The 22,257-nt window shown below is 65.2% G+C and carries 18 protein-coding genes; 7 read left to right on the plus strand and 11 right to left on the minus strand.

What is annotated here, in order from left to right; translation table 11 throughout:
• Positions 1–11 precede the first annotated feature (11 nt).
• From HZS63_RS01385 to HZS63_RS01395, 3 genes are all read right to left on the minus strand, one after another.
• Positions 12–1,244: an HD-GYP domain-containing protein gene (locus HZS63_RS01385; RefSeq protein WP_180682223.1), complete on the minus strand. Its 1,233-nt coding sequence runs from the start codon at positions 1,242–1,244 to the stop codon at positions 12–14.
• Between the two features lie 476 nt (positions 1,245–1,720).
• Positions 1,721–2,035 (minus strand): hypothetical protein, encoded by a 315-nt coding sequence (locus HZS63_RS01390; RefSeq protein WP_180682224.1) that lies wholly within the window; start codon positions 2,033–2,035, stop codon positions 1,721–1,723.
• A 211-nt stretch (positions 2,036–2,246) separates the two neighbouring features.
• Positions 2,247–4,298, minus strand: coding sequence for a cation:proton antiporter (locus tag HZS63_RS01395; RefSeq protein WP_180682225.1), 2,052 nt, complete (start codon positions 4,296–4,298; stop codon positions 2,247–2,249).
• Between the two features lie 82 nt (positions 4,299–4,380).
• On the opposite strand from HZS63_RS01395, the gene HZS63_RS01400 reads away from it, so the two are divergent.
• The 7 genes from HZS63_RS01400 (at position 4,381) to HZS63_RS01430 (ending at position 11,713) form a co-directional block, all read left to right on the plus strand.
• Positions 4,381–5,601, plus strand: coding sequence for a sensor histidine kinase (locus HZS63_RS01400; protein WP_180682226.1), 1,221 nt, complete (start codon positions 4,381–4,383; stop codon positions 5,599–5,601).
• Entirely contained in the window at positions 5,598–6,272 is a 675-nt protein-coding gene (locus HZS63_RS01405; protein WP_180682227.1) for a response regulator, read from the plus strand. The genes HZS63_RS01400 and HZS63_RS01405 overlap by 4 nt, the downstream gene beginning before the upstream one ends.
• 119 nt (positions 6,273–6,391) lie before the next feature.
• On the plus strand, positions 6,392–7,795 hold the full coding sequence (locus HZS63_RS01410) for a CmpA/NrtA family ABC transporter substrate-binding protein (RefSeq protein WP_180682228.1): 1,404 nt from the start codon (positions 6,392–6,394) through the stop codon (positions 7,793–7,795).
• Positions 7,796–7,799: 4 nt separating this feature from the next.
• Positions 7,800–8,660, plus strand: a complete 861-nt coding sequence (ntrB, locus tag HZS63_RS01415; RefSeq protein WP_180682229.1) for a nitrate ABC transporter permease — start codon at positions 7,800–7,802, stop codon at positions 8,658–8,660.
• Entirely contained in the window at positions 8,650–9,531 is an 882-nt protein-coding gene (locus tag HZS63_RS01420) for an ABC transporter ATP-binding protein (protein WP_180682230.1), read from the plus strand. The genes ntrB and HZS63_RS01420 overlap by 11 nt, the downstream gene beginning before the upstream one ends.
• Positions 9,532–9,553: 22 nt before the next feature.
• Positions 9,554–9,997, plus strand: coding sequence for a cyanase (gene cynS, locus HZS63_RS01425; RefSeq protein ID WP_180682231.1), 444 nt, complete (start codon positions 9,554–9,556; stop codon positions 9,995–9,997).
• Positions 9,998–10,159: 162 nt separating this feature from the next.
• Positions 10,160–11,713 (plus strand): class I adenylate-forming enzyme family protein, encoded by a 1,554-nt coding sequence (locus HZS63_RS01430; protein ID WP_180682232.1) that lies wholly within the window; start codon positions 10,160–10,162, stop codon positions 11,711–11,713.
• Between the two features lie 76 nt (positions 11,714–11,789).
• On the opposite strand, the gene HZS63_RS01435 is transcribed toward HZS63_RS01430, so the two are convergent.
• The 8 genes from HZS63_RS01435 to HZS63_RS14080 all read right to left on the minus strand — a co-directional run bounded on the left by HZS63_RS01435 (position 11,790) and on the right by HZS63_RS14080 (position 22,257).
• A complete protein-coding gene (locus HZS63_RS01435) occupies positions 11,790–13,013 on the minus strand; it encodes an FAD-dependent oxidoreductase (protein WP_180682233.1) in 1,224 nt (407 codons plus the stop codon).
• Positions 13,010–14,152, minus strand: a complete 1,143-nt coding sequence (locus tag HZS63_RS01440) for an acyl-CoA dehydrogenase family protein (protein WP_180682234.1) — start codon at positions 14,150–14,152, stop codon at positions 13,010–13,012. Before HZS63_RS01440 ends, HZS63_RS01435 begins: the two co-directional genes overlap by 4 nt.
• A gap of 40 nt (positions 14,153–14,192) precedes the next feature.
• Positions 14,193–14,756, minus strand: a complete 564-nt coding sequence (locus tag HZS63_RS01445; RefSeq protein WP_180682235.1) for an OsmC family protein — start codon at positions 14,754–14,756, stop codon at positions 14,193–14,195.
• A gap of 210 nt (positions 14,757–14,966) precedes the next feature.
• A complete protein-coding gene (locus HZS63_RS01450) occupies positions 14,967–16,544 on the minus strand; it encodes a sigma-54 interaction domain-containing protein (protein WP_246316075.1) in 1,578 nt (525 codons plus the stop codon).
• A 3-nt stretch (positions 16,545–16,547) separates the two neighbouring features.
• Positions 16,548–18,008: a TrkH family potassium uptake protein gene (locus HZS63_RS01455; RefSeq protein ID WP_180682236.1), complete on the minus strand. Its 1,461-nt coding sequence runs from the start codon at positions 18,006–18,008 to the stop codon at positions 16,548–16,550.
• 2 nt (positions 18,009–18,010) lie between these two features.
• Positions 18,011–19,402: a Trk system potassium transporter TrkA gene (trkA, locus tag HZS63_RS01460; protein ID WP_180682237.1), complete on the minus strand. Its 1,392-nt coding sequence runs from the start codon at positions 19,400–19,402 to the stop codon at positions 18,011–18,013.
• 192 nt (positions 19,403–19,594) lie between these two features.
• Positions 19,595–20,722 (minus strand): acyl-CoA dehydrogenase family protein, encoded by a 1,128-nt coding sequence (locus HZS63_RS01465; protein ID WP_180682238.1) that lies wholly within the window; start codon positions 20,720–20,722, stop codon positions 19,595–19,597.
• A gap of 14 nt (positions 20,723–20,736) precedes the next feature.
• Positions 20,737–22,257: a methyl-accepting chemotaxis protein gene (locus HZS63_RS14080; RefSeq protein ID WP_180682520.1), complete on the minus strand. Its 1,521-nt coding sequence runs from the start codon at positions 22,255–22,257 to the stop codon at positions 20,737–20,739.

The raw sequence follows: 22,257 nt of genomic DNA on the forward strand, positions 1-22,257 counted from the left end.
CGGCATACCGCTCAAGACACCAGAGAGCCTGCCCACAGCTCGTCCAACCCGCTGATCTGCCACTTGGCCGGGTCTTCACGCTTAACGATGCGGTGCGGACAATTCGGCTTGGACAAATCGATCAGCTCGGGCACCACGCGCTCGTAACTGTTGACGGAAAACACCGTCTTGACCATGGGTTTGAGCATGGACTTTTTCGACTGCTCCACCACCACCGCGAGTTTGCCGTTGCTCAACAGGACGAGCGAACCGATGGGGTAAATCCCGAGGCTGCGTACAAAGGCCTGGAACACCCGTGGATCCAGGTGCGAGTTGGTCCACTGCGCCATGCGCGCCAGCGATTCCGCCGGATCCCAGCCGGCCTTGTAGGGCCGGTTGGATGTGATGGCATCGTACACATCGCAGACCGCGCCCATGCGCGCCATCAGGCTGATCTCGTTGCCGCGCAGGCGATGCGGGTAGCCTGTGCCATCGAGCTTTTCGTGGTGGTGCAAACACACATCCAGGGCCTGCTCGTGCATCACTCCCGCCGCCACGAGCCGCTCATGGCCGCTGACGGGATGGCGGCGAATGCTCTCGAACTCCTCTTCCGTCAGGCGACCCGGCTTGTTCAGCACTTCCAGTGGCACGTCCATCTTGCCCAAATCGTGCAGCAATCCAGCGAAGCCTGCGGCCCGGGCTTCGTGGTCGCTCAGCCCGAGTCGGTAGGCGAGGGCGACCATGAGCGCGCAAACCGCGACCGAATGCATGTAGGTGTAATCGTCCGCCGTTTTCAGTCGGGCCAGGCTGATGAGCGCGTGGCCATTGCGTGTCACCGAATCCGCAATGTCCTCTGCCACCTGGCGCGCCACTTCCTTGTTGATGGCCTTGCCCATACGGGCATCGCAGAACATGGCGGTGATGGCTCCACCTGCGCTGTAGCAAATGGCCGCGGCACGCCGCAGTTCATCTTCGGTGGAACAGGCCGCCAACGAACGTTGGACCGAGCGGTCCTCACGCAGCGCCTCCTCCATCTGCTCCACCGACTCGACCTGGGCCACGGCCGGCGTTGCGTCGGCCACATCCGCCCCTTTGCTGACGTCGATCCACACTTCACGCACAGCGCTGGCGCGCACCTTCTGTATATCGGCCGGATCCTCCAGCAGGAATCTGGAGCGCCAAAAGGGGTGGTCCAGCCAGGAACCGGCAAACGACTGGATATACATCCCCAGGCGCAAGTCCTGAACCGAGATCTTCTTCAGCATGTCACGACAAACGGGGCCATTGGGGCAAACATCCATTATGCCCATCGCGCTGGTGTCGTTGCTGAATCAAGTTACAGGTATGTGGCTGGTCCCATTGCGCTCCAAGCGCTCGCAGGGCAGCCCGTCCCGGCGACAGTGCCCATCTGCTTCGAGCCAATGATGCGCATGCGATGCGCAGCCCGTCTGACAGATCACCTCCGCCACCGTCCATCCCCCTGCTTCCAGGACCTTTCCCAGGGTCTGCCGTCGATGGGAAGGCGACCACCTTATCTCGACCTGCGCTTGACCGCTCAAGCCCCACAAAGCCGCCGTCCTGGCCACGATCGCATGGACGCGCCAGCGAATCACCTCCCCCTCCAAGCGCTCGATGCGCGCCGTCAGAGCCTGGACAGTCTCTGTCATGCGTTGTTGGACACGACCCATGCGTCGAATCAGAAAAACATGCTCGTCCATGCCATGGCCTCGGGTACGTCGTTTTAATGCCACGCCCCAGTGGCCTGCGCCCAGGCTCGAACCGGTGGTTCGGCTGGATCCGTTGGCGTAACCAGGTTCATCCAGTGACGATGCATGCGACCCGCCACCATCCGGAAGTTCTCGCTCAACGAAGGATGGCTTGCCAGAAAAAACAGGTTGGACACCACCTTCTGAGCCATCAGCATCCTGTGCTGCGGACAACGGTTTTCGGCATAGCCAGTCATCAGGGCCAACGTCCCAGCCAACATTGCCTCAGCACACGGCATGGTGTAACCAGCGCTGTCGTCGTCTTCTTGAACTTGTACCAAAGGATTCATGAGGATCTCCTGTGTGACCAGGCCTCGATATTAAATGAGAATGATTTTTATTTAATATGTAGATCATCAAATATTCCAATCAATTATGATTTGACAATTGATATTAGTCATCGATGAGCATGATTGATCGGCACGACATGAACCGGTCGCTCACGGCCTTACGCACTGCGTTGGACAACAGCGCACCGACGGCAACACGGCAGTCCCGACCTCATGCCATGCGAGTGGCAGGCTCCGGGTTCACGATGGACAAGGTATCGTCCCGATCCGGTTCACCGGCATATACCACCAGCAGGTTGGCTTTCGGAAAGGTTTCGGCCAATTCTTCCGGCAGCCGGGTCATGGCCGGTTTCCACGCCAGCCCGCCTTGACGCGCACCGAGCAGCACGATCAGATCGCCATCGCGGAAGTGCTCTTGCAACACACGGCGCAGGCCAGCCCAGCGGGCGAGCTTGCCTGGCACCAGGTCGCAGCCGGGCCTGATAGAACGGATGCGCTTGAACATGCGCTCGAAACCGGCCTCCTCCGTGAGCACCAAGATGGGGGCGCTGAGTTGATGCGACAGCCGCTTGACCAATTCGATACCCGCCTGGAAACCGGGTTCGAGATCCGCCTCCGGCGGGATCGCCAGCAGCATGCGCCGGGTGGTGTTGAGCGGCTCGCGCGGACGCAACACCACCAGTGAAAAATCACGGTCGCGCAGCAGGTTTTCCATCAACGAACCGAAGAAGAACTCGGGCGCGCGGCTCTGCTCGCTCCAGCCCATCAGCACCTCGGTGGCATTGAGCTCACGCCGGGCCTTCAGCACCCCGGAAGCCAGGTTGAAATCGATACGGGTCAAAGGCGTGGCCGGCACTTCGGCCTGAGACAGGTAACTCACCGCCTGGCCGAGCACCTGCTCGGCCACGGCCACCTGGGTCGTGGTGTTGCCGTTGTCCTGCACCACCGTCATCGGGTAGATCGGTTGCTCGTGATCAGGCTTGCGCAGCAGCAGGGCGAGGTCGAGCAGGTGGCTCAAGGGCGCCCGTTCCGACAACGCCGTGAGGATACGCTGACGCTCCCCCGGTGCGGCCACGGCAAGTTCGTCCGTGTCCTGGATCAGCAGCCGGCCGTAACGGTCCACCTGCCAGGGAGCGATCACACAGGTCACGAGGATCATCACGATGGCGCCGTTGACCACGGCGTCGTCGAACAGGCCGATGTCGTAACCCACCACCGTGGCCGCCAGCGTGGCCGCGGCCTGGGCCACGCTGAGCCCGAACACCACCCGCGCCTGTGCCGGGCTGTAGCCCAGCACCAGGCTGCTGAGGCGGGCGGCCAGCCATTTCGTCAGCGTGACCGTGGCGACCATGGCCACGGTGATGATCAGCGCGCGCCAGTCGGCCAGGAACACGCGCACGTCCAGCAGCATGCCCACCGACAACAGGAAGAACGGCACGAAGATGGCCTCACCGGTGAACTGGATGCGGTTCATCAGCGTGCTGTTGTGAGGGATGAGGCGGTTCAACGCCAGGCCGGCCAGGAAGGCACCGACGATGGGCTCGGATCCCGCGGCGTGCGACAGGCTGGCGCAGCCGAACACCACGGCGAGCACGAACACGAATTCGGTGACCCCGTCCCGCCCCACATGGCGGAAGAACCAGCGCGCCAGCTTGGGCAGGCCGTACAGAATGGCGAACACGTACAGCCCCAGGCTCGCGCCCAGGCGGTACCAGAAATGGTCATCCACCTCACCACGCACCGAGCCGGCGATCACCGCCAGCACCAGCAGCGCCAGCGTGTCGGTGATGATGGTGCCGCCCACGGCGGTCGTCACGGCGGTGTTGCGCGCAATGCCCAGACGGCTGGCGATGGGATACGCCAGCAAGGTGTGCGACGCGAAGAGCGATGCCAGCAGGATCGCCGCCGGCCAGGAAAAGCCCAGCACGTAGTGGCCCACCAGGGTGCCCACCCCCTGGGGAATCGCAAAGGTGAACAGGCCAAAGACGATGCTGTGGAACTTGGAGCGCTTGAGCACCACCATGTCGATTTCGAGCGCGGCGGTGAACATGATGTACAGCAACCCGACCGTGCCGAACAGCACGAAGGACTGGTCGCGCGCCAGCACGCCCAGCGCATTGGGCCCGAGCACGGCGCCCGCCAGCAACAGGCCGATCGTGCCCGGCAGTTGCCAGCGCCCCATCACGATGGGCGCCAGCAGGATCAGGAAGGCCACCAGGGCGAACACCGCCACCGGATCGGAAATCTGTAAAACGTCGAGCATGCTGCATTGCATCAATTCAGGCAGGGTGCATCATACGTTCAGTGGCCCTCCCTCGCTGGCACACCCATTGCATGGTCCGGCCATGATGCTGGCCACACCGTCCTCCCCTCGCCTGGCTGCTGCCCTGCCCGGTCAGTGGTACGACCGGCTGAGCCTGCTCCTGGAATCGACCGGCGAAGGCATCTTCGGCATCGACCTGGACGGGCACTGCGTGTTCATCAACCGGGCCGGGGCGTCCCTGCTGGGTTACGACGAGCCCCAGACGCTGCTGGGGCTCAACATGCACGACCTCACCCACCATTCCGAGGCCAACGGCATGCCCTACCCGGTGGAGCGCTGCCCCATCTTCAACGCTTTTCGCCAGGGCCTGCCCTGCCGCATCGACAGCGAGGTGTTCTGGCGGCGCGATGGCACGGCCTTCCCGGTGGAGTACTCCAGCTACCCGATCCAGGATGGCATGCACATTCTTGGTGCAGTCGTCACCTTCGTGGACATCACCGAGCGCAAGGCCGCCGAAGCGGCCCTCCACAACGCCAAGGCGGCTCTCGAAGAACGGGTGGCCCATCGCACCCAGGAACTGCGCGCCGCACTGAAGCAACTGCGCGAACTAGCGGCCCATTCCGACAGCGTGCGCGAGGAGGAACGCACGCGCATTGCCCGCGAAATCCACGATGAGCTGGGCAGCCTGCTGGTGGCCCTGAAGATGGACGTGGGCTGGATGGACAAACGCCTCTCGGAACAGGCCCATCGCAGCCCCGAGGCGCAGGAAAGCATGCGACAGACGCTGCGCTGCAAATGCCAGAACATGGGGCGGCTCATCGAGCAGGCCGTGGACAACGTGGGACGCATCATCACCGACCTGCGCCCCAGCATCCTCGATCACCAAGGCCTGTGGGCCGCCCTGGAGTGGCAGGCCCAGGAGTTCGTGCAATCGGCCGAAATAGCCCTGCTCTGGCAGATGCCCGACAACGACCTGCCAGAACTGCCGCCGGCAGACGCCATGGCCGTGTTTCGCATCTTCCAGGAAATGCTCAGCAACGTGGGGCGCCACGCGCAGGCCCGCACCCTGGACGTCCGCATCCAGTACCTGGAGCAACGGTTGCAGCTCATGGTCTGCGACGATGGCCGAGGGGCCGACATGAAGGCCTTCGAGGCCGCCGATGCCTACGGCATCATGGGCATGCGCGAACGGGCGCGGCACCTGGGAGGCGAGCTGCGCATCTGGAGCCAGCCCGGTCTGGGCTCCTGCTTCCAGTTGGTGCTACCCGTGGGCGAACGCCCTTGCGCGGAGACACCCCCATGAATGCTGGCCCCATCCGCGTGCTCATCGGCGACGATCACCGCATCGTGCGCGAAGGCCTCAAGCAGGTGCTGGCCGAGGCCACCGACTTGACCGTGGTGGCCGAAGCGGTGGACGGACCCGCCGTGCTGGAACAGGCCGGCGCCCTCCGGCAGCAACAGGCGCTGGATGTGGTGCTGCTCGACATCGCCATGCCCGGCATGGATGGCCTGGAGGTGCTGCAGCGTCTGAAGCAGGCGTTCCCCGACTTGCCCGTGCTCATGCTCAGCACCTACCCGGAAAAGCAATATGCGGTGCGCTGCATCCGTTTGGGGGCGGCTGGCTACCTGAACAAGAGCGCCGACCCCGACGACATGCTGGCGGCGGTGCGCAAAGCGGCCAGCGGCGGGATGTACGTCTGCCCTGCCACTGCGGAGGCGCTGGCCACGGCAGTGGGCGCACCGAAAGGCCGACTGGGACCCGAGGCGTTGTCTCACCGCGAACATCAGGTCTTCCGCTTGCTCACCACCGGTCTGAGCGTGAGCGAAATTGGTGCGCAACTGGGACTGGCTCCGAACACGGTAAGCACCTACCGGGCCCGCGTGCTGGAAAAAACCGGCACCCGCAACGACGTGGAACTCGCCCTCTACGCGGAACGACTGGCCCAGCGCCCAGCCGATCGACACGGTCTGTAGGGCTGCCCCTACAGACCATCGACGAGTCTGCAACGATTTGCATCGGTCGGGCCCACCTGGCACGAACCGGGCCCGAAGCTTGCATGTTGCACCGCGTCATCAACTCGCAGAGGTGCCCCATGACCCAGTACTTTGACCCCTACGACGCCGACCGCCCCCTCATGATGAAGTGCAGCTGCGGACGCGACCACACCATGGCAGAGCACCAGCAGGAAGTGGCGGCCCAGCAAGCCGCAACCGAGCTGAAGCGCCGCAGCGAAACGGCCGAATTCGAGGCGTACTCGAACCAGTTCATCGAGGCCACCCTGATGAAATCGCTCTTCCCCAACGAACCCGTGCGCCGCCGTTTCCTGCGCGCCGTGGGCAAGGGCACGGCCATGGCGGCCATCTCCAGCCTGCTGCCCGTGGCCAGCCTGCAGGCCATGGCCCAGGAACGGCGCTCGCTGGAGAAAACCAACCTCACCATCGGCTTCATCCCCATCACCTGCGCCACCCCACTGATCATGGCACACCCGCTGGGTTTCTACGAGAAGCAGGGCCTGAAGGTGGAGGTCACCAAAACCGCCGGCTGGGCCCTGGTGCGCGACAAGGTGATCAACAAGGAATACGACGCGTCGCACTTTCTCTCGCCCATGCCCTTGGCCATGAGCCTGGGGCTGGGCGCCAACACCACGCCCACCAACGTGGCCACGATCCAGAACATCAATGGTCAGGCCATCACCATGTCGATCCGGCACAAGGACAACCGCGACCCGAAAAACTGGAAAGGGTTTCGCTTCGGCATCCCGTTCGACTATTCGATGCACAACTTCCTGCTGCGCTACTTTCTGGCGGAGCATGGCCTGAACCCCGACACCGACGTGCAGATCCGCGTGGTGCCGCCTGCCGAAATGGTGGCCAACCTGCGCGCCGGCAACATCGACGGCTTCCTGGGCCCGGACCCCTTCAACCAGCGCGCCGTGTTCGACGAGGTCGGCTACATCCACACCCTCACCAAGGACCTGTGGAACGGCCACCCCTGCTGCGCCTTCGGCACCACCACCGAATTCATCCAGCAGAACCCCAACACCTTTGCGGCCCTCTACCGTGCGGTGCTCACCGCCGCCGCCATGGCGCGCGACCCGGCCAACCGTCCGCTCATCGCGCAGACCATTGCCCCGGCCCAGTACCTCAACCAGCCCGAAGTGGTGGTGCGCCAGGTGCTCACCGGCCGCTATGCGGACGGGTTGGGTGGCATTCAGAACGTGCCCGACCGCGCCGATTTCGACCCCATGCCCTGGCAGAGCATGGCCGTGTGGATGCTCACGCAGATGAAGCGCTGGGGCTACATCCAGAACGAGGTGAACTACCGCCAGATCGCCGAGCGCGTGTTCATGATCACCGATGCCCGCAAGCACATGAAAGAGCTGGGCCAGCCCTTCGAGGACGGGCCCACCATGAAAAAGCACGTGATCATGGGCAAGGAGTTCGACCCCACCAAGCCCGAGGCCTATCTCAACAGCTTCGCCATCAAACGGGGGTGAGGCCATGGTACGCAACCTCAACGCCAGGGCGGCGCTGGTCTCGCTGCTCATCCTCTTGTCGCTGATCGGCCTGTGGCAACTGGCCACCACCGGGCCCAGCATCGGTGGGCCAGCGGCGGGGCTGAGCGCCGAGGAACTGGAGTACCTGGAGATGATGGGCCAGGCCCCCGGTGACGTGAAAAGCAGCGGCTTCCCCACCCCGCGCGAGGTGGCGGCCGCGAGCTGGACACACCTGTCGGAGCCGTTCTACGACCGTGGCCCCAACGACAAGGGCATCGGCATCCAGCTCATGCATTCGCTGGCCCGTGTGGCGCTGGGCTTTGCCCTGGCGGTGGCGGTGGCCCTGCCACTGGGCTTCCTGATCGGCATGTCCCCGCTCATGCGCAAAGCGTTCGACCCCTTCGTTCAGGTGCTCAAGCCCATCAGTCCACTGGCCTGGATGCCGCTGGCGCTCTACACCCTCAAGGACTCCAACGTCAGCGGCATCTTCGTGATCTTCATCTGCTCGGTGTGGCCGATGCTGATCAACACCGCCTTTGGTGTGGCCTCCGTCAAGCGCGACTGGCTCAACGTGGCCATGACGCTGGAGGTGTCGGCCCTGCGCAAGGCGTTCAAGGTGATCCTGCCGGCGGCGGCTCCCACCATCCTCACCGGCATGCGCATCAGCATGGGCATTGCCTGGCTGGTGATCGTGGCGGCCGAAATGCTGGTGGGCGGCACGGGCATCGGCTACTTCGTGTGGAACGAGTGGAACAACCTGTCGCTGAGCAACGTGATCTTCGCCATCCTCATGATCGGCCTGGTGGGCATGCTACTGGACCAGATGTTTGGCGTGCTGCAAAGGTGGGTGACCTATGTGGAGTGACGTGAACCAGCGCCAGGCCGCCCCGGCCCTTGCCCTCAGCAACCCCGCCCCCGTGGCACCAGCCAGAGACCCTGCCATGACCGGTTTCCTCCAGATCGACAAGCTCAGCAAGGCCTATGTGCCCGCCAAGCCCGTGTTCGCCGATGTGTCGTTCACCATCGACAAAGGCGAGTTCGTGTGCGTGATCGGCCACTCCGGCTGCGGCAAAACCACCATCCTCAACGTGCTGGCCGGGCTGGACACCGCCACCAGCGGCAACGTGATCATGGACGGCAAGGAAGTGGTCGGCCCCAGCCTGGAGCGCGGTGTGGTGTTTCAGAGCCACGCCCTCATGCCCTGGCTCACCGTGCGCAAGAACATCGCGTTCGCGGTGGAGTCGCGCTGGCCCGGTTGGAAGGCCGCCCAGGTGAACGCACACGTGGAAAAGTACGTGGCGCTGGTGGGGCTGAGTGCCGCCATCGACAAGAAACCCAGCCAGCTTTCCGGTGGCATGAAGCAGCGTGTGGGCATTGCCCGGGCCTTCGCCATCCAGCCCAAGATGCTGCTGCTCGACGAGCCCTTCGGTGCACTGGACGCACTCACGCGCGGCACCATCCAGGACGAGCTGATGACCATCGTGCACCAGACCCACCAGACGGTGTTCATGATCACCCACGACGTGGACGAAGCCATCCTGCTGGCCGACCGCATCCTGCTGATGAGCAACGGCAGCGACACCGACAAGGGCTATGTGCCCGGCGGCATTGCCGAAGTGGTGGTCAACCCGCTGCCGCGCGACCGCACCCGCGCCGGCCTGCACCACCTCGACGGCTACTACGACCTGCGCAACCACATCGTCGACTTTCTCGTTTCCCGCGCCAAGGCGCACTGATTTTTCTTCAACAGGAGCCCACATGAGCCGACTCGACGTCACCGAAAAAATCATCACCACCAAAGTGGCCAAGGGCCTGAAATGGTCCGACGTGGCCAAGAAGGTGGGCCAGTCCAAGGAATGGACCACCGCCCTGTGCCTGGGCCAGATGACCGCCACGCCCGAACAGGCCAAGGTGCTGGGCAAGGTCTTCGGCCTCACCGCCGAAGAGCAGAAGTGGCTGCAGGTGGTGCCTTACAAGGGCTCGCTGCCCACCAGCGTGCCCACCGACCCGCTGATCTACCGCTTCTACGAACTGGTCAGCGTCTACGGCACCACCTTCAAGGAACTCATCCACGAAGAATTTGGCGACGGCATCATGAGCGCCATCGACTTCAAGATGGACCTGCAACGCCAGCCCGACCCCAACGGCGACCGCGTGAACATCGTCATGTCGGGCAAGTTCCTGCCGTACAAGCAGTACTGAGGCGCCTCGAAGACGCGCCTCGTCAACCATCCTGCCTGTTCCTCTGCCCCGAACAGCCCCATGGCCTGCGTTCATGATTCGCGCAGAGTACGGTGTGCAGGCCCCGTATAGCCAACGGCCAATCGATCGGGTATCGTGGCGCTCCTGACATCTGGAGTGGCCATGAACCTTGCTCAGTTGCTGTGGCGACAGGCCCGCGTGGCGGGCGATCGGATCGCGATCTTCGAAGGAACCCAGCCCTGGGCCACGCATGCCCAGTGGGCTCGGCGAAGCGCCGGCCTGGCCCAACGCCTGCAGGCCGCCGGCCTGCGGCCCGGCGATCGGGTGCTGCTGTTCATGCGCAACCATCCGCGCTATCTGGAAGTGCTTTGGGCCGCCTGGTGGGCCGGCCTGGTGGTGGTGCCCGTCAACGCCAAGCTGCACCCGGCAGAGGTCGAGTGGATCATCGACAACGCCCAGGCTCGGTGGGCCTTCGTCACCGCGGACATCGCCCCACATCCGCTTGCGGGGCTGCAACGGCAGGTGGACGTCGAAGCGCCCGAGGCCGAGGAGCTGTTCACGCCGCTGCCGGGTCTGTCCGACCATGAACCCTGGCCCTGCCGTCCGGACGACATCGCCTGGCTGTTCTACACCAGCGGCACCACCGGACGACCCAAGGGCGTGATGCTCACCCATCGCAACCTCATGACCATGGGGCTGACCTACTTTGTGGATGTGGACCCGGTCAGCTCAGCCGATGCGATCGTGTACGCCGCGCCCATGTCGCACGGTTGCGGCCTGTACGCCATCCCCCACCTGATGGCCGGGGCGCGCCATGTGGTGCCTGCCTCGGGGGGTGTCGATCCAGCCGAACTCTTTGCGCTCGGCCGCACGCTCGGCCCGCTGTCCACCTTCGCCGCCCCCACCATCGTCAAACGTCTGGTCGATCATGCCGAGGCCCAGGGCCTCACCCGGGACGACTGCGCCGCCGCGTTCAAGACCGTGGTCTATGGCGGCGCACCGATGTACCTGGAGGACATCCGGCGGGCGCTGCGCGTCATGGGCCCTCGCTTCGTACAGATCTACGGCCAGGGTGAAACCCCGATGGTGGGAACCGCACTGTCGCGGGCGCACCTGATGGACGAATCCCATCCACGCCACCTGCAACGGCTGGCATCCGTGGGGGTGGCGCAGACCCCGGTGGAGATCCGCGTCGCGAACGAGCACGGTGAAGCACTGCCCACCGGGGAAATCGGCGAGGTGCTGGTACGCGGGGACACGGTCATGGCGGGTTACTGGCGCAACCCGGATGCCAGCGCCCAGACCCTGCGGAACGGTTGGCTCTGGACCGGCGACGTGGGCTGTCTGGACGATGACGGTTTCCTGACCCTGAAGGACCGCAGCAAGGACCTGCTGATCAGCGGCGGCTCCAACATCTACCCCCGGGAGGTGGAGGAGGTGTTGCTGACGGCTGCCGGCGTGTCGGAAGTGGCGGTGGTGGGTGCCCCGGATCCCGAATGGGGCGAGGTGGTGGTGGCATTCGTGGTCGCGAAGACCGGTGCCGCACTGACCGCCGACGCCCTGGATGCGCACTGTCTGGATCGGATCGCCCGCTTCAAACGACCGAAACGCTATGTGTTCGTGAGCGAACTGCCCAAGAACCACTACGGCAAGGTGCTCAAGACGGAACTGCGTGCCCGCCTGAAAGAAGCCGCCATTCCGGTCGATGGTGGCTGAACGGCCCAGTACAGACCTTGTGTGGCCACAGCAAGCACCGGCACGAAAGGGTCAAGCCCAACGCCTTGGCAGCACCTCAATGCAGGGTCATCGGGTACGACGAGGTTTTCACCCGCACCGGCGCCGCCTTGGGCACATAAGGCACAGGTTCTGTTCCGCAAATGGCCGCCGCGATGGTCTGGGCCTGCCGCGCAATCGGTTCGATGAAGCGGCTGGCCTGCCCATTCACGGTGATGCAGTCGCCCAGCGCATGGATGCGCGGGTCGCTGGTGCGCAGCGTGTCGGCCTCCACGGCAATGCCCTGTTCCCAGGCCAGCGCCGCACTGGCGGCCAGCCGTGAGGGGGTGATCAGGCCGGTCGCCGCCACCACCTGGTCGGCTTCCAGCACCTGCCCGCAGGTGGTGGTGACCCGGTAGCGCAGGCCCAGCTTCTCCACGCCCGCCACCTGCACCCCACCCACAAAGGTGATGGGCAAGGCCCTCCAGGCATCCAGCAGGGGCTGTCCCGCCTGGTCAGAGGGCCAGCGTGCCAACGGAAAAGACTGGGTGTCGAGCAGGGTGATGCGGTGCCCGCCCAAGGCCAGGTCGTTGGCCAGTTCGCTCCCCACCAGCCCGGCACCGATGACGACCACGGCTTTCGATGCATCACCCAGCGCCGCGCGCAGCTTTTGGTAGGCCGTCAGGTGGTTGACTCTCCACACATGCCGGGCTGGGAGGGTGGGTGGCAACGCGGCCTGTGCACCATGCGCGAGCACCAGCCGGTCGTAACGCACCGGGCCACGCGTGGTGCGCAGGGTGCGCGTGTCGGTGCAGATGCGCACCGCATACGTATGGGCCATGAGGCGGATACCCAGACGGCGCGCCGCATCAGCGCCCGTCTCACGCACCATCCCTGCCGGGTTCAACCCGCGCGCCACCGCCACCGAGAGCAAGGGCTTGTCGTACACATCGGCCGCACATGCGCTCACCAGCGTGATGGGCGCATGGGCATCCCGCGCGCGCAGCGCTTCAACCATCTGCCAGCCCGCACGCCCCCCGCCCACGATCACCACACCGGCGGTGCCGTGCCGGGCCTGCACGGGCGCATCACCTGCCGCTTGCGCGCGCAAGGCATCCAGGCTGGGCGTTTCATAGAGCGAGAAATCGGCCTTGGTGACACCACACCAAGGGCAAGACCAGTCGTCGGGAATGTCCTCGTAGCGCGTGCCGGCGGCCAGCCCGCTGTCCGGGTCGCCCACCGCCTCGTCGTAGATATAGCCGCAGGCGTGGCAGATGTACTGGCGGTAGGGAACGGCACTCATGCGGGCATCTCCTCGGTCGAGAGGCGATGGATTTCCTTGCGCAGATGCTTGATGGCCGGCGTGACGATCGCCACGAACTGCGCCTCACGCACCCGGCGCTGCACCTCGGACCGCATGAGGTAGCCCCGTGCGCCCTGGTGCAATAGAGCCGATTGGGCGGCCCGCAGGGCCAGTTCCGCCCCATGGGCGCGGGCATCGAGCACGTCGATGAAGTAGTCGTTGGAGGTGTCGAAAGGGGTTTCGGCCAGCTTCATCACGCGGGCCAGCAGGCCATCGCATTCGGCCTGCAAATCGGCCGGTCGGTCTTCCAGAAACCGGTTCACATGCCCCAGTTGCCCCTCCACCGCCCACATGCTGTCGATGGCACCCTGGATGACTCCCGCCGCGATGCCACACTGCAACAGCACGAAGCCGCCCCGGATGCGGGCGATCAGCGGCTTGGCCGGGTCGGCCACGATGTCGTCGGCCCCCACGAACAGGTCTTTGCATTGCACGCTGTAGGTGCCCGTGCCTTCCATGCCGGAAAACTCCGGGCAGGCCTTGAGCGTGACGCCGGGCGCATCGCAGCGCAGCATGAACATGAGTTCGCGTCCGGTACATCCCCCGTCCACCTGCACCGCCGCGATGGCGCCGAAGTAGTGGTCGGGGGCCAGATTGCTCACCCACGGCAAGGTTCCGTTGACCAGGTAGCCCCCATCCACCGGCGTGGCCTTGAGCAGCAGCGCCTCAATCTGCGCGAAGCTCTTCATCGGGTTGGACAGACCGGTACCCCCCAGGGTTTGCCCCCGCATGTGCTGCGCCAAGCGGTCTCCCATCAGCGCGGGGTTGCCCGACGCCTGCAGGTACAACCCGGCCACGCACTGGCACCACATCATGAAGCCGGTGGCCCCGCACACCTTCGCCACTTCGGCCATGGCCTGGATCGCGAGCCGGTAGTCGCCCGGCGTGCCATCGGCTTGCGTCAGGTGCGCGCTCATGGCGCCTGCGGCAGCCAGCTGCTTCAGCACATCGGCGGGATAGGCCCCTCGGTCAATGGCGTAGGCCTGGGCAGCCAACGGCCCTTGGGCGATGGCGCGCACGGCCTCCAGCAAGGGAACACAGGGGGTGGCGAGTTCTGGGGGCAGGTCGGCGGGGTTCATGCGGGGCTCCTGGGGTTCAGGGGTTCAGGGGTTCAGGGGTTCAGGCCATGCTGATCTTGAACGGCACGGGGTTGCGAATGGTGTTGGCCACGGGGGAGTAGTGGTTGGCGTGCTGAACGATCTCTTCCAGCACCTCGCGCGGCGCATCGCCTTCCACCAGGACTTTCACGCGCACTTCCTGAAAACCCATCTGCGGCGGCGTCATTTCCAACGCCCCACCCGCGCCCCAGGCAGCGGGGTTGCCAATGTCGCCTTCCAGGAACACCTCCAACCTGCTGAGCTTGACCCCTTTCCAGGTGGCCACGGCCGTCACACCCACGGCAATGCAGCCGCCCAGGCCCGACAGCACGATCTCGCCAGGGGCGGGGGCGGTGTCCTGCCCAAACAGATGCAGAGGTTCATCCACCACCACGGTGTGCTTGTCGCCTACATGGCTGATGGAGCGGTACTGCCCCTCCATGACGGTGTGGACCTTGTTGGTGCCCCGGCGGGCGGGGTTGGCCTTGCCTGCCGCCGCGAATTCGGCCAGGCCCTTGGCGTCGATCGGGCGCAGGTAGGTCTTGACGGTGGAGACGGGGGCTTCAGCGGTATCGGTGGCAGACATGGCAGCTTCCTGTGAGAGGGGGTTGATGGCAGGCGCCGACACGGCGCCCCCCTGCTCATTGCAATCCACGTGCCAAGCCAACCGGCACCCCAGGCATCAGCTCAAGCCATTGATTTCAATGGAAAATCTCCTACCTGCAGCAAACCCATGGGGAAACAGGTCCTGTCGATGTTCGACAATGTGTTTACACAATGGAAACACATTGAAGCATCAGAGCAGGCCCGCCTTGCGCAAGCGGTAGCCCAACTGGCGCAGGGTCAAGCCCAGGCTTTGCGCGGCGCGCGACTGGTTGCCACCATGCCGCTCCAGCGCCTCCTTGAGCTCGGCCACACCGTGGGAAGCCGCACTGCGGTAGTCCCTCACCAGCGGTGGGGCGGCTGGAGGCTGGGCCTTGACCGTCGAGCCAGGGACGGCGCGACGCCGACCCAGCACCTCCGGCAGGAGGCGCGGCAAAGCCTTGGCATCGACCAGGGTCTGGTCTGCCAGCAACACCAGCCGCTCGATGGCATTGCCCAGCTCGCGGATGTTGCCCGGCCAGTCCAGTCCGGCCAGTTGCTCCAGCGCGTCGACAGACAGGTACACATTGCGCTGGTGCACCTGGTTGGCCCGGCTGATGAAGTGCAGCGCCAGCAGGCGGATGTCTTCGCGCCGCTCACGCAGGCTGGGCAGGCGGATCGGAATCACGTTCAGGCGGTAGTACAAATCCTGCCGGAAGCGGCCTGCCGCCACCTCCTCGGCCAGATCCCGGTGGGTCGCGGCCACCAGCCGCACATCCACCTTCAATTCCCGTTGCCCACCCAGGCGTACCAAGGTGCCCTCCTGCAGGGTGCGCAGCAACTTGGCCTGCATGGCCAGGGGCAACTCCCCGATCTCGTCCAGAAAAATCGTGCCCCCATGCGCCTGCTCGAACCATCCGGGCCGCGCCTGCGTGGCCCCGGTGAAGGCGCCTTTGTCGTGGCCGAACAGCTCGCTCTCAAACAGGCTTTCGGGAATGGCCGCCACGTTGACCTTGATGAACGGCCCGTCCCGGCGCCCGCTGGCCAGGTGAACGGCGCGCGCAAACAGCTCCTTGCCCGTGCCCGATTCGCCCAGCAACAGCACCGTGGCGGACGAGTCCGAGACGCGCTCCAACTCATCCAGCGCCTGCAACAACGCCGGCGACTGCCCGACTATGCCGTAGCGCGCCGCGCGCGACTCCAGCGCTTTGCTCAGGCGTTCGTTCTGCGCCTGCAGTCGCCCGGTCTGTTCCGCCACCAGGGCTTGCAACTGCAGCAATTGCCCCGCCAGCGTCGCCAGAATCTGGAGCACGGCCAGATCGTCGGTGAGCCGGCGCTGGCGGCTGCGTATGCGATGGCACGCCAGTACCCCCATCGTGATGCCGCTCACTTCAATCGGCAATGCGATGAAGGCCACGGTCTCGTCCGGCAAGTCCTGACGCCGCACGGCGCGAAACAGAAAAGACGGTTCCGCGTCCACATCCTGCACGATCAGGGGCTGCCCCGTGGCCAGCACCCGCCCGGTCACGCCTTCACCGACGCGGTAATGCCCCCGCTTCACCTCGGCCCGGGTCAGACCATAGGCGTGGCATATGCGGGCATCCCCACTGCCGTGCGCATCGCGCAGCACCACGCGTCCGCGGTTCAGGCCCAGCAACTCGCTCATCAGGTGCAGCATCTCGCGCAACACCACATCGGGGCTGAGACTACGCCCCACCAGCCGCATCACTTCGCGCAGCAGCAACAGTTCCTGTGCATGCCATTCGGGGCGGTTCGGCAGGCTGTTGGCCATGCTTCAACGCCGCCAGAAATGGCCCGTGAACAGCACCAGCACGGTGAGCAGTTCCAGCCGCCCCAGCAGCATGGCAAAGCTCAGCACCGTGAGCTGGAACGTGTTGAGGCTGCCGTAATTGCTGCTGGGTCCCACCTCACCCAGGCCCGGCCCAATGTTGTTGACCGTGGCCACCACCGAGGAAAACGCCGTCACGATGTCCAGCCCCGACATCAGCATCAGAAAGGTCAGCCCCATGGTGGCCGCGCCGTAGATCAGCATGAAGCCCAGCACCGTGGTCATGGTGGAGGGGGCGATGGTTTGCCCGCCCATGGTCACCGGGTTCACCACACGCGGGTGGATGATGCGCACCAGCTCGCGCCGCGCCTGCTTGACGAGCAGCACCATGCGAACCATCTTGATGCCACCGCCGGTCGAACCCGCGCACGACACGAAGCAGCCCAGAAACATCAGGTACACCGGCACGAATACCGGCCACAGGGCGTAATCTTCCGCCGCGTAGCCGGTGGTGGTGGCCAGCGACAGCACGTGGAAGGCACTGCGGCGCAACGCCACCAGCCAGTCCTGCTCCACGTGGTGCCAGGTCAGCATGGCGGTCACCAGCACGATGGAGCCGGCGAGCACGAAGAAGTAGGAGCGGATTTCCCGATCGCCCGTGATGGGCCGCAGCGAGAGGGAGCGCAACACCACGAAGTAACGCAGGAAACTGATGCCGGCCAGCGTCATGAACACGATGGCCACGGTCTCGATCTGGGGGGAGTTCCAGTAGCCGAAACTGGCGTCGTGCGAGGAAAAGCCGCCCAGCCCCATGGTGGTGCACATGTGCATGAAGGCGTCGGCCCAGCTCATGCCCGCCCAGCGGTACGCCAGCAGACAGGCCGCAGAAAACAGGAAGTACACCCCCCAAAGGCCGCGTGCCGTCTCGGAAATGCGGGGCGTGAACTTGGCGTCCTTCATCGGCCCCGGGGTTTCGGCCTTGTAGAGCTGCACCCCGCCCAGACCGAGCAGGGGCAGCACGGCCACCACCAGCAGCACGATGCCCAAGCCCCCGATGAGCTGAAGGAAGCAGCGCCAGATGTTCACCGACACCGGCAAATGATCCAGCCCGGTCAGCGCGGTGGCCCCGGTGGCGGTAAGAGCGCTCATGGCCTCGAAGTAGGCCTTGCTCCAGGTGATGTCGGGCACCGTGAACATGAGCGGCACCGCTGCAAACGCGGTCAGCACCACCCACACGAGGTTGACCAGCAGGAAGCCGTCGCGCGCCATCAGCTCGCGCTCGTGCGCCCGGGTGACGTACCACAACAGCCAGCCGCAGCCGAAGGTAAAACCGAACGACGCGCCCCACACGGCACGCAGCGTCTCGTCGTCTTCGAACCAGGCCCAACCCAGCGGAACGAGGTTGGCGAAGGCAAACGCCATCATGATGCGAGACAGCAGCGCCAGCGCCGGGCCGAACAGGTGCATGATCATCCGAAGAAAGTGGCGCTCACCTGGAACAGCTTCTCGACCTCACGCACCAGCCGTTTGTTCGGAATGAAAATGACGATGTGATCGTCGGCCTCGATGAGTGTGTCGTGATGGGGCATAAGCACCTGGGCACCCCGCCCCTCGCCGCGGACGATGGCACCGATACGGGCCCCCTTGGGCAGCTTGATCTCCTCGACCCGCCGGCCCACCAGCCGGGAGGTCTTGACATCGCCACGGGCGATCCCTTCCAGCGCCTCGGCGGCACCCCGGCGCAGGCTGTGCACCGCCACCACGTCGCCCCGGCGGATGTGGGCCAGCAATTCGCCGATCACGGTCTGCGCCGGCGAAATCGCGATGTCGATGGTGCTGCCCTGCATCATGTCGGCATAGGCGCGCCGGTTGATCAGCGACATGACGCGCCGCGCCCCCAGCCGCTTGGCCAGCATGGCCGCCATGATGTTGTCTTCATCGGCGTTGGTCACCGCCACGAACAGGTCCATCTCGGCCACGTTTTCTTCCAGCAGCAGGTCTTCGTCCACGCCATCGCCGTTGAGCACCAGCACGCTGGACGGCAACTGGCTGGCCAGGTATTCGCAACGCTTGGGGTTGTGCTCGATGATCTTGACGTGGCACTGCCCCACCAGGCTGCGCGCCAGCCGCAGCCCCACCTTGCCACCCCCAGCGATCATCACACGCTGGACCGGCTTGTCGATGTTGTGGATGGCTGCCAGAACATGGCGTATTTTGTCGCTCGCTGCCAGCACGAACACCTCGTCCCCAGGCAGGATGCGGGTGTTGCTGGTGGCCTCCATCTCGGTGTCGAGCCGGTACAGCGCCACCACGCGCATCTCGGCGTGGGGCAGAAGGTCGCGGAATTCGCCGATGGTGTGTCCCACCAATGCGCCGCCGGCGGCCGCGCGCACCGCGATCAGGCACACCCGACCCTCGGCGAACTCCAGCACCTGCAGCGCCTCGGGATAGTCGATGAGCTGGTGGATGTAGCGCATCACCGACTCCTCGGGGCAGATCACGCGGTCCACCGCAAAGCCGGTTTTGGACATGAGCTCGTCGCCCTCGATGAACTCGGGCGAGCGCAGACGCGCGATGGTGGTCGGCACGTTGAAAACGTCGTGCGCCACCTTGCACACCACGAGGTTGGACTCGTCGGCGGCGGCACAGGCGATCACCATGTCGGCGTCCTTGGCGCCGGCTTCGCGCAACACCGAGGGCTGGATGCCGTTGCCCACCACGCCGCGCAGGTCCAGCCGTTCCTCCAGCGCCCGCAGACGCGCCGGGTCCTGGTCGATGACGGTGATGTCGTTCTGCTCCGACACGAGGCTTTCCGCCACGCTCTCACCCACGCGGCCTGCGCCCAGAATGATGATGTTCATGCTTTACCTGAGAGCGCCAAAGACTTTCTGGAGAATCTGGCCGCCGGTCAGTGGCCGTAGCGCCCAGGCGAAGCCTCGACGCGGGTCATCGGTGACGGGGCAGGAACCGTTCCTGTGTGACATAGGCCGGATTATGCGCCCGCCCGGCGCCGCCTGGGCGCCATTAGACGCCTGCCGCGCAGAACCGCCTTGTTACAGGTTGCGCTGGATCAGGATCTTCTGCACGTCGCTGGTGCCCTCGTAGATCTGGCACACACGCACGTCGCGGTAGATGCGCTCCACCGGGAAGTCGCTCACCACCCCGTAGCCACCCAGCGTCTGGATGGCGGCGGAACACACCCTTTCGGCCACCTCGCTGGCGAACAGCTTGGCCATGGCCGCTTCTTTCAGGCAGGGCCGGCCGGCATCGCGCAGGCTGGCCGCGTGCCAGGTGAGCTGGCGCGCCGCTTCCAGTTGCGTGGCGCATTCAGCCAACCGGAAGCCCACCGCCTGGTGGTTGAAGATGGGTTGGCCAAAACTCTCGCGCTGCTTGGCGTAGTCGATGGCGAAATCCAGCGCGCTGCGGGCCATGCCCACGCTCTGCGCCGCGATGCCAATGCGCCCGCCTTCCAGCGCACTCAGGGCGATCTTGTAACCGTCGCCCTCCTCGCCGATCAGGTTCTCGGCCGGGATGCGGCATTGATCGAACTGGATTTGCGCCGTGTCGCTGCTGTGCTGGCCCAGCTTGTCTTCCAGCCGCGCGACCACATAACCCGGCGTGTTCGTGGGCACGATGAAGGCGCTGATGCCCTTTTTTCCGGCCGCCTTGTCGGTCACGGCGATCACGATCATCACATCGCCGTGCTGGCCGCTGGTGATGAACTGCTTGACGCCGTTGAGCACATAGTGATCGCCGTCTTTGGTGGCGGTGGTGCGCAGAGCCGAGGCGTCGGAGCCCACGTGCGGTTCGGTCAGGCAAAAGCCGCCGAGCAGTTCCCCCTTGGCCAGCGGCACCAGCCAGCGCTGCTTCTGGGCCGCGTTGCCATAGCGCATGAGGATGGCGTTGACCGGGCAATTGGTCACACTGATGGTGGTGCTCACCCCGCCATCGCCCGCAGCGATCTCCTCCAGCACCACGGCCAGCGTCAGGTAGTCCAGCCCGGCGCCGCCATACGACTCCGGCACACAGATGCCGTAGCACCCCAGTGCCGCCAGGCCCTGGTGGGCGTCCTTGGGGAAATGGTGTTCTTTGTCCCACTGCGCGGCATGGGGCCACAGTTGCTCCTGGGCAAAGGCGCGCACCGCGTCGCGGATCATTTCCTGGTCTTGAGTCAGCAGCATGGGCTATCCGGTTTCTACAGTTTGAAGGTACTTACCAACTGGTTGAGATGCTGAGCCTGCTCGCGCAGACTCATGGCCGCTGCGGTGGACTCCTCCACCAGCGCGGCATTCTGCTGGGTCATCTGGTCGAGTTGTTCGACCGCTCCGTTCACATTGCCAATGTCGGCACTTTGCTCGGACATGGCGGCCGAGACCTCGCCGATCAGATCCGCCACGCGCCGCACCGAAAGCACGATCTCTTCCATGGTCTGGCCGGCATGGACCACCAACGAAGAACCCGTCTCGACCCGCTCGACGCTGGCGCCGATGAGCGCCTTGATCTCTTTGGCCGCCTCGGCGCTGCGCCCGGCAAGCGCGCGCACCTCGGAAGCGACCACGGCAAAACCCCGCCCCTGTTCACCCGCCCGCGCCGCCTCGACCGCTGCATTGAGGGCCAGAATGTTGGTCTGGAAGGCAATGCTGTCGATCACGCCGATGATGTCGGCGATCTTCTGGGAACGGGACTGGATGTCGCTCATGGTGGCCACCACCTGCCCCACCTCCTGTCCGCCGCGCGCTGCCAGATCGGCCGCCGAGGTGGCCAACTGGTTGGCCTGGCGAGAGACATCGGCCGACTGACGGACCAAACCTGTCAGCTGCACGACAGAAGCGGCGGCCTCCTCGAGGTTGGCCGCCGTGCGCTCGGTGCGCTGGCTCAGATCCTGGCTGCCGGTGGCGATCTCGTCACTGGCGCTGGTGATGTTGTCGGTCGATTGCCGCACCTCGCCGACCAGCCGGCGCAGGGACTGCTGCATGCGCACCAGGGCGCCCATGAGGCTGTCGGCGCGCGAACTGGCATTCAAGGCAAGGGCCAGGTCGCCATCGGCGATGCGAGCGATGGCGATGCGGGCATCGGCCGGGTCGCCACCCAGCTCGCGCTTGAGTGTGCGCAGGATGTAGAGCGTGGATGCAACAGCCACGACCAGGGCCACCAGCGCAGCCGCCAGCGCCAGCATCACCAGGCGGTCCACGTTGCGATTGACCGTGCCGTACACCTCGTCCGAGGCGGCTCCCGACTGTTCGATGAGTTGGATCAATTCGGCACGCAAGGCTCGCCAAGCCGGCGTCTCGACGCCGCTGAGCGTGGTCACCGTGTCGTCGGCCTGCTGACGCACCTTGGCCAGCACCGCCTCCTGCGCCTGGGCATGGGTCTGGCGCAATGCCGCCAGCCCCCGGACCGGCTGTTCGAATGCCGTGCCCTGCGAGACCCTCGAGACGCTGTCGTACGCGCGCTCATAGGCGCTACGGGCGTTGTTCAGGTTCTCCACAGCGCGCTGGTCACCGGGGTTGAGCACCACGTTGCGCAAGGCCTGCCCCATCTGCAGGCCTTGGGCGTACATCTCGGACAGGTCGGAGCGGATGCGCTGCTCGGTTTCCACGTAGCCGCCAAACTGCTGCTTGGTGTACACCAGCCCGGCCATGCTGGCCGCCAGACCGAATATGAACAGGACCGTCGGCACCACCACCGACAGAAGGATACGGGTCTCAAAGCGCAT

The organism is Tepidicella baoligensis, from assembly GCF_013432195.1.
Lineage (GTDB): Bacteria > Pseudomonadota > Gammaproteobacteria > Burkholderiales > Burkholderiaceae_C > Tepidicella > Tepidicella baoligensis.

Bases quoted from the DNA above. Each gene is read 5' to 3' on its own strand.
- HZS63_RS01385 (WP_180682223.1), bottom strand. From the start codon at position 1,244: ATGCTGAAGAAGATCTCGGTTCAGGACTTGCGCCTGGGGATGTATATC.
- HZS63_RS01390 (WP_180682224.1), bottom strand. From the start codon at position 2,035: ATGAATCCTTTGGTACAAGTTCAAGAAGACGACGACAGCGCTGGTTAC.
- HZS63_RS01395 (WP_180682225.1), bottom strand. From the start codon at position 4,298: ATGCTCGACGTTTTACAGATTTCCGATCCGGTGGCGGTGTTCGCCCTG.
- HZS63_RS14080 (WP_180682520.1), bottom strand. From the start codon at position 22,257: ATGCGCTTTGAGACCCGTATCCTTCTGTCGGTGGTGGTGCCGACGGTC.
- ntrB (WP_180682229.1), top strand. From the start codon at position 7,800: ATGGTACGCAACCTCAACGCCAGGGCGGCGCTGGTCTCGCTGCTCATC.
- HZS63_RS01435 (WP_180682233.1), bottom strand. From the start codon at position 13,013: ATGAGTGCCGTTCCCTACCGCCAGTACATCTGCCACGCCTGCGGCTAT.
- HZS63_RS01445 (WP_180682235.1), bottom strand. From the start codon at position 14,756: ATGTCTGCCACCGATACCGCTGAAGCCCCCGTCTCCACCGTCAAGACC.
- HZS63_RS01410 (WP_180682228.1), top strand. From the start codon at position 6,392: ATGACCCAGTACTTTGACCCCTACGACGCCGACCGCCCCCTCATGATG.
- HZS63_RS01440 (WP_180682234.1), bottom strand. From the start codon at position 14,152: ATGAACCCCGCCGACCTGCCCCCAGAACTCGCCACCCCCTGTGTTCCC.
- HZS63_RS01455 (WP_180682236.1), bottom strand. From the start codon at position 18,008: ATGCACCTGTTCGGCCCGGCGCTGGCGCTGCTGTCTCGCATCATGATG.
- cynS (WP_180682231.1), top strand. From the start codon at position 9,554: ATGAGCCGACTCGACGTCACCGAAAAAATCATCACCACCAAAGTGGCC.
- HZS63_RS01465 (WP_180682238.1), bottom strand. From the start codon at position 20,722: ATGCTGCTGACTCAAGACCAGGAAATGATCCGCGACGCGGTGCGCGCC.
- HZS63_RS01405 (WP_180682227.1), top strand. From the start codon at position 5,598: ATGAATGCTGGCCCCATCCGCGTGCTCATCGGCGACGATCACCGCATC.
- HZS63_RS01420 (WP_180682230.1), top strand. From the start codon at position 8,650: ATGTGGAGTGACGTGAACCAGCGCCAGGCCGCCCCGGCCCTTGCCCTC.
- trkA (WP_180682237.1), bottom strand. From the start codon at position 19,402: ATGAACATCATCATTCTGGGCGCAGGCCGCGTGGGTGAGAGCGTGGCG.
- HZS63_RS01430 (WP_180682232.1), top strand. From the start codon at position 10,160: ATGAACCTTGCTCAGTTGCTGTGGCGACAGGCCCGCGTGGCGGGCGAT.
- HZS63_RS01450 (WP_246316075.1), bottom strand. From the start codon at position 16,544: ATGGCCAACAGCCTGCCGAACCGCCCCGAATGGCATGCACAGGAACTG.
- HZS63_RS01400 (WP_180682226.1), top strand. From the start codon at position 4,381: ATGATGCTGGCCACACCGTCCTCCCCTCGCCTGGCTGCTGCCCTGCCC.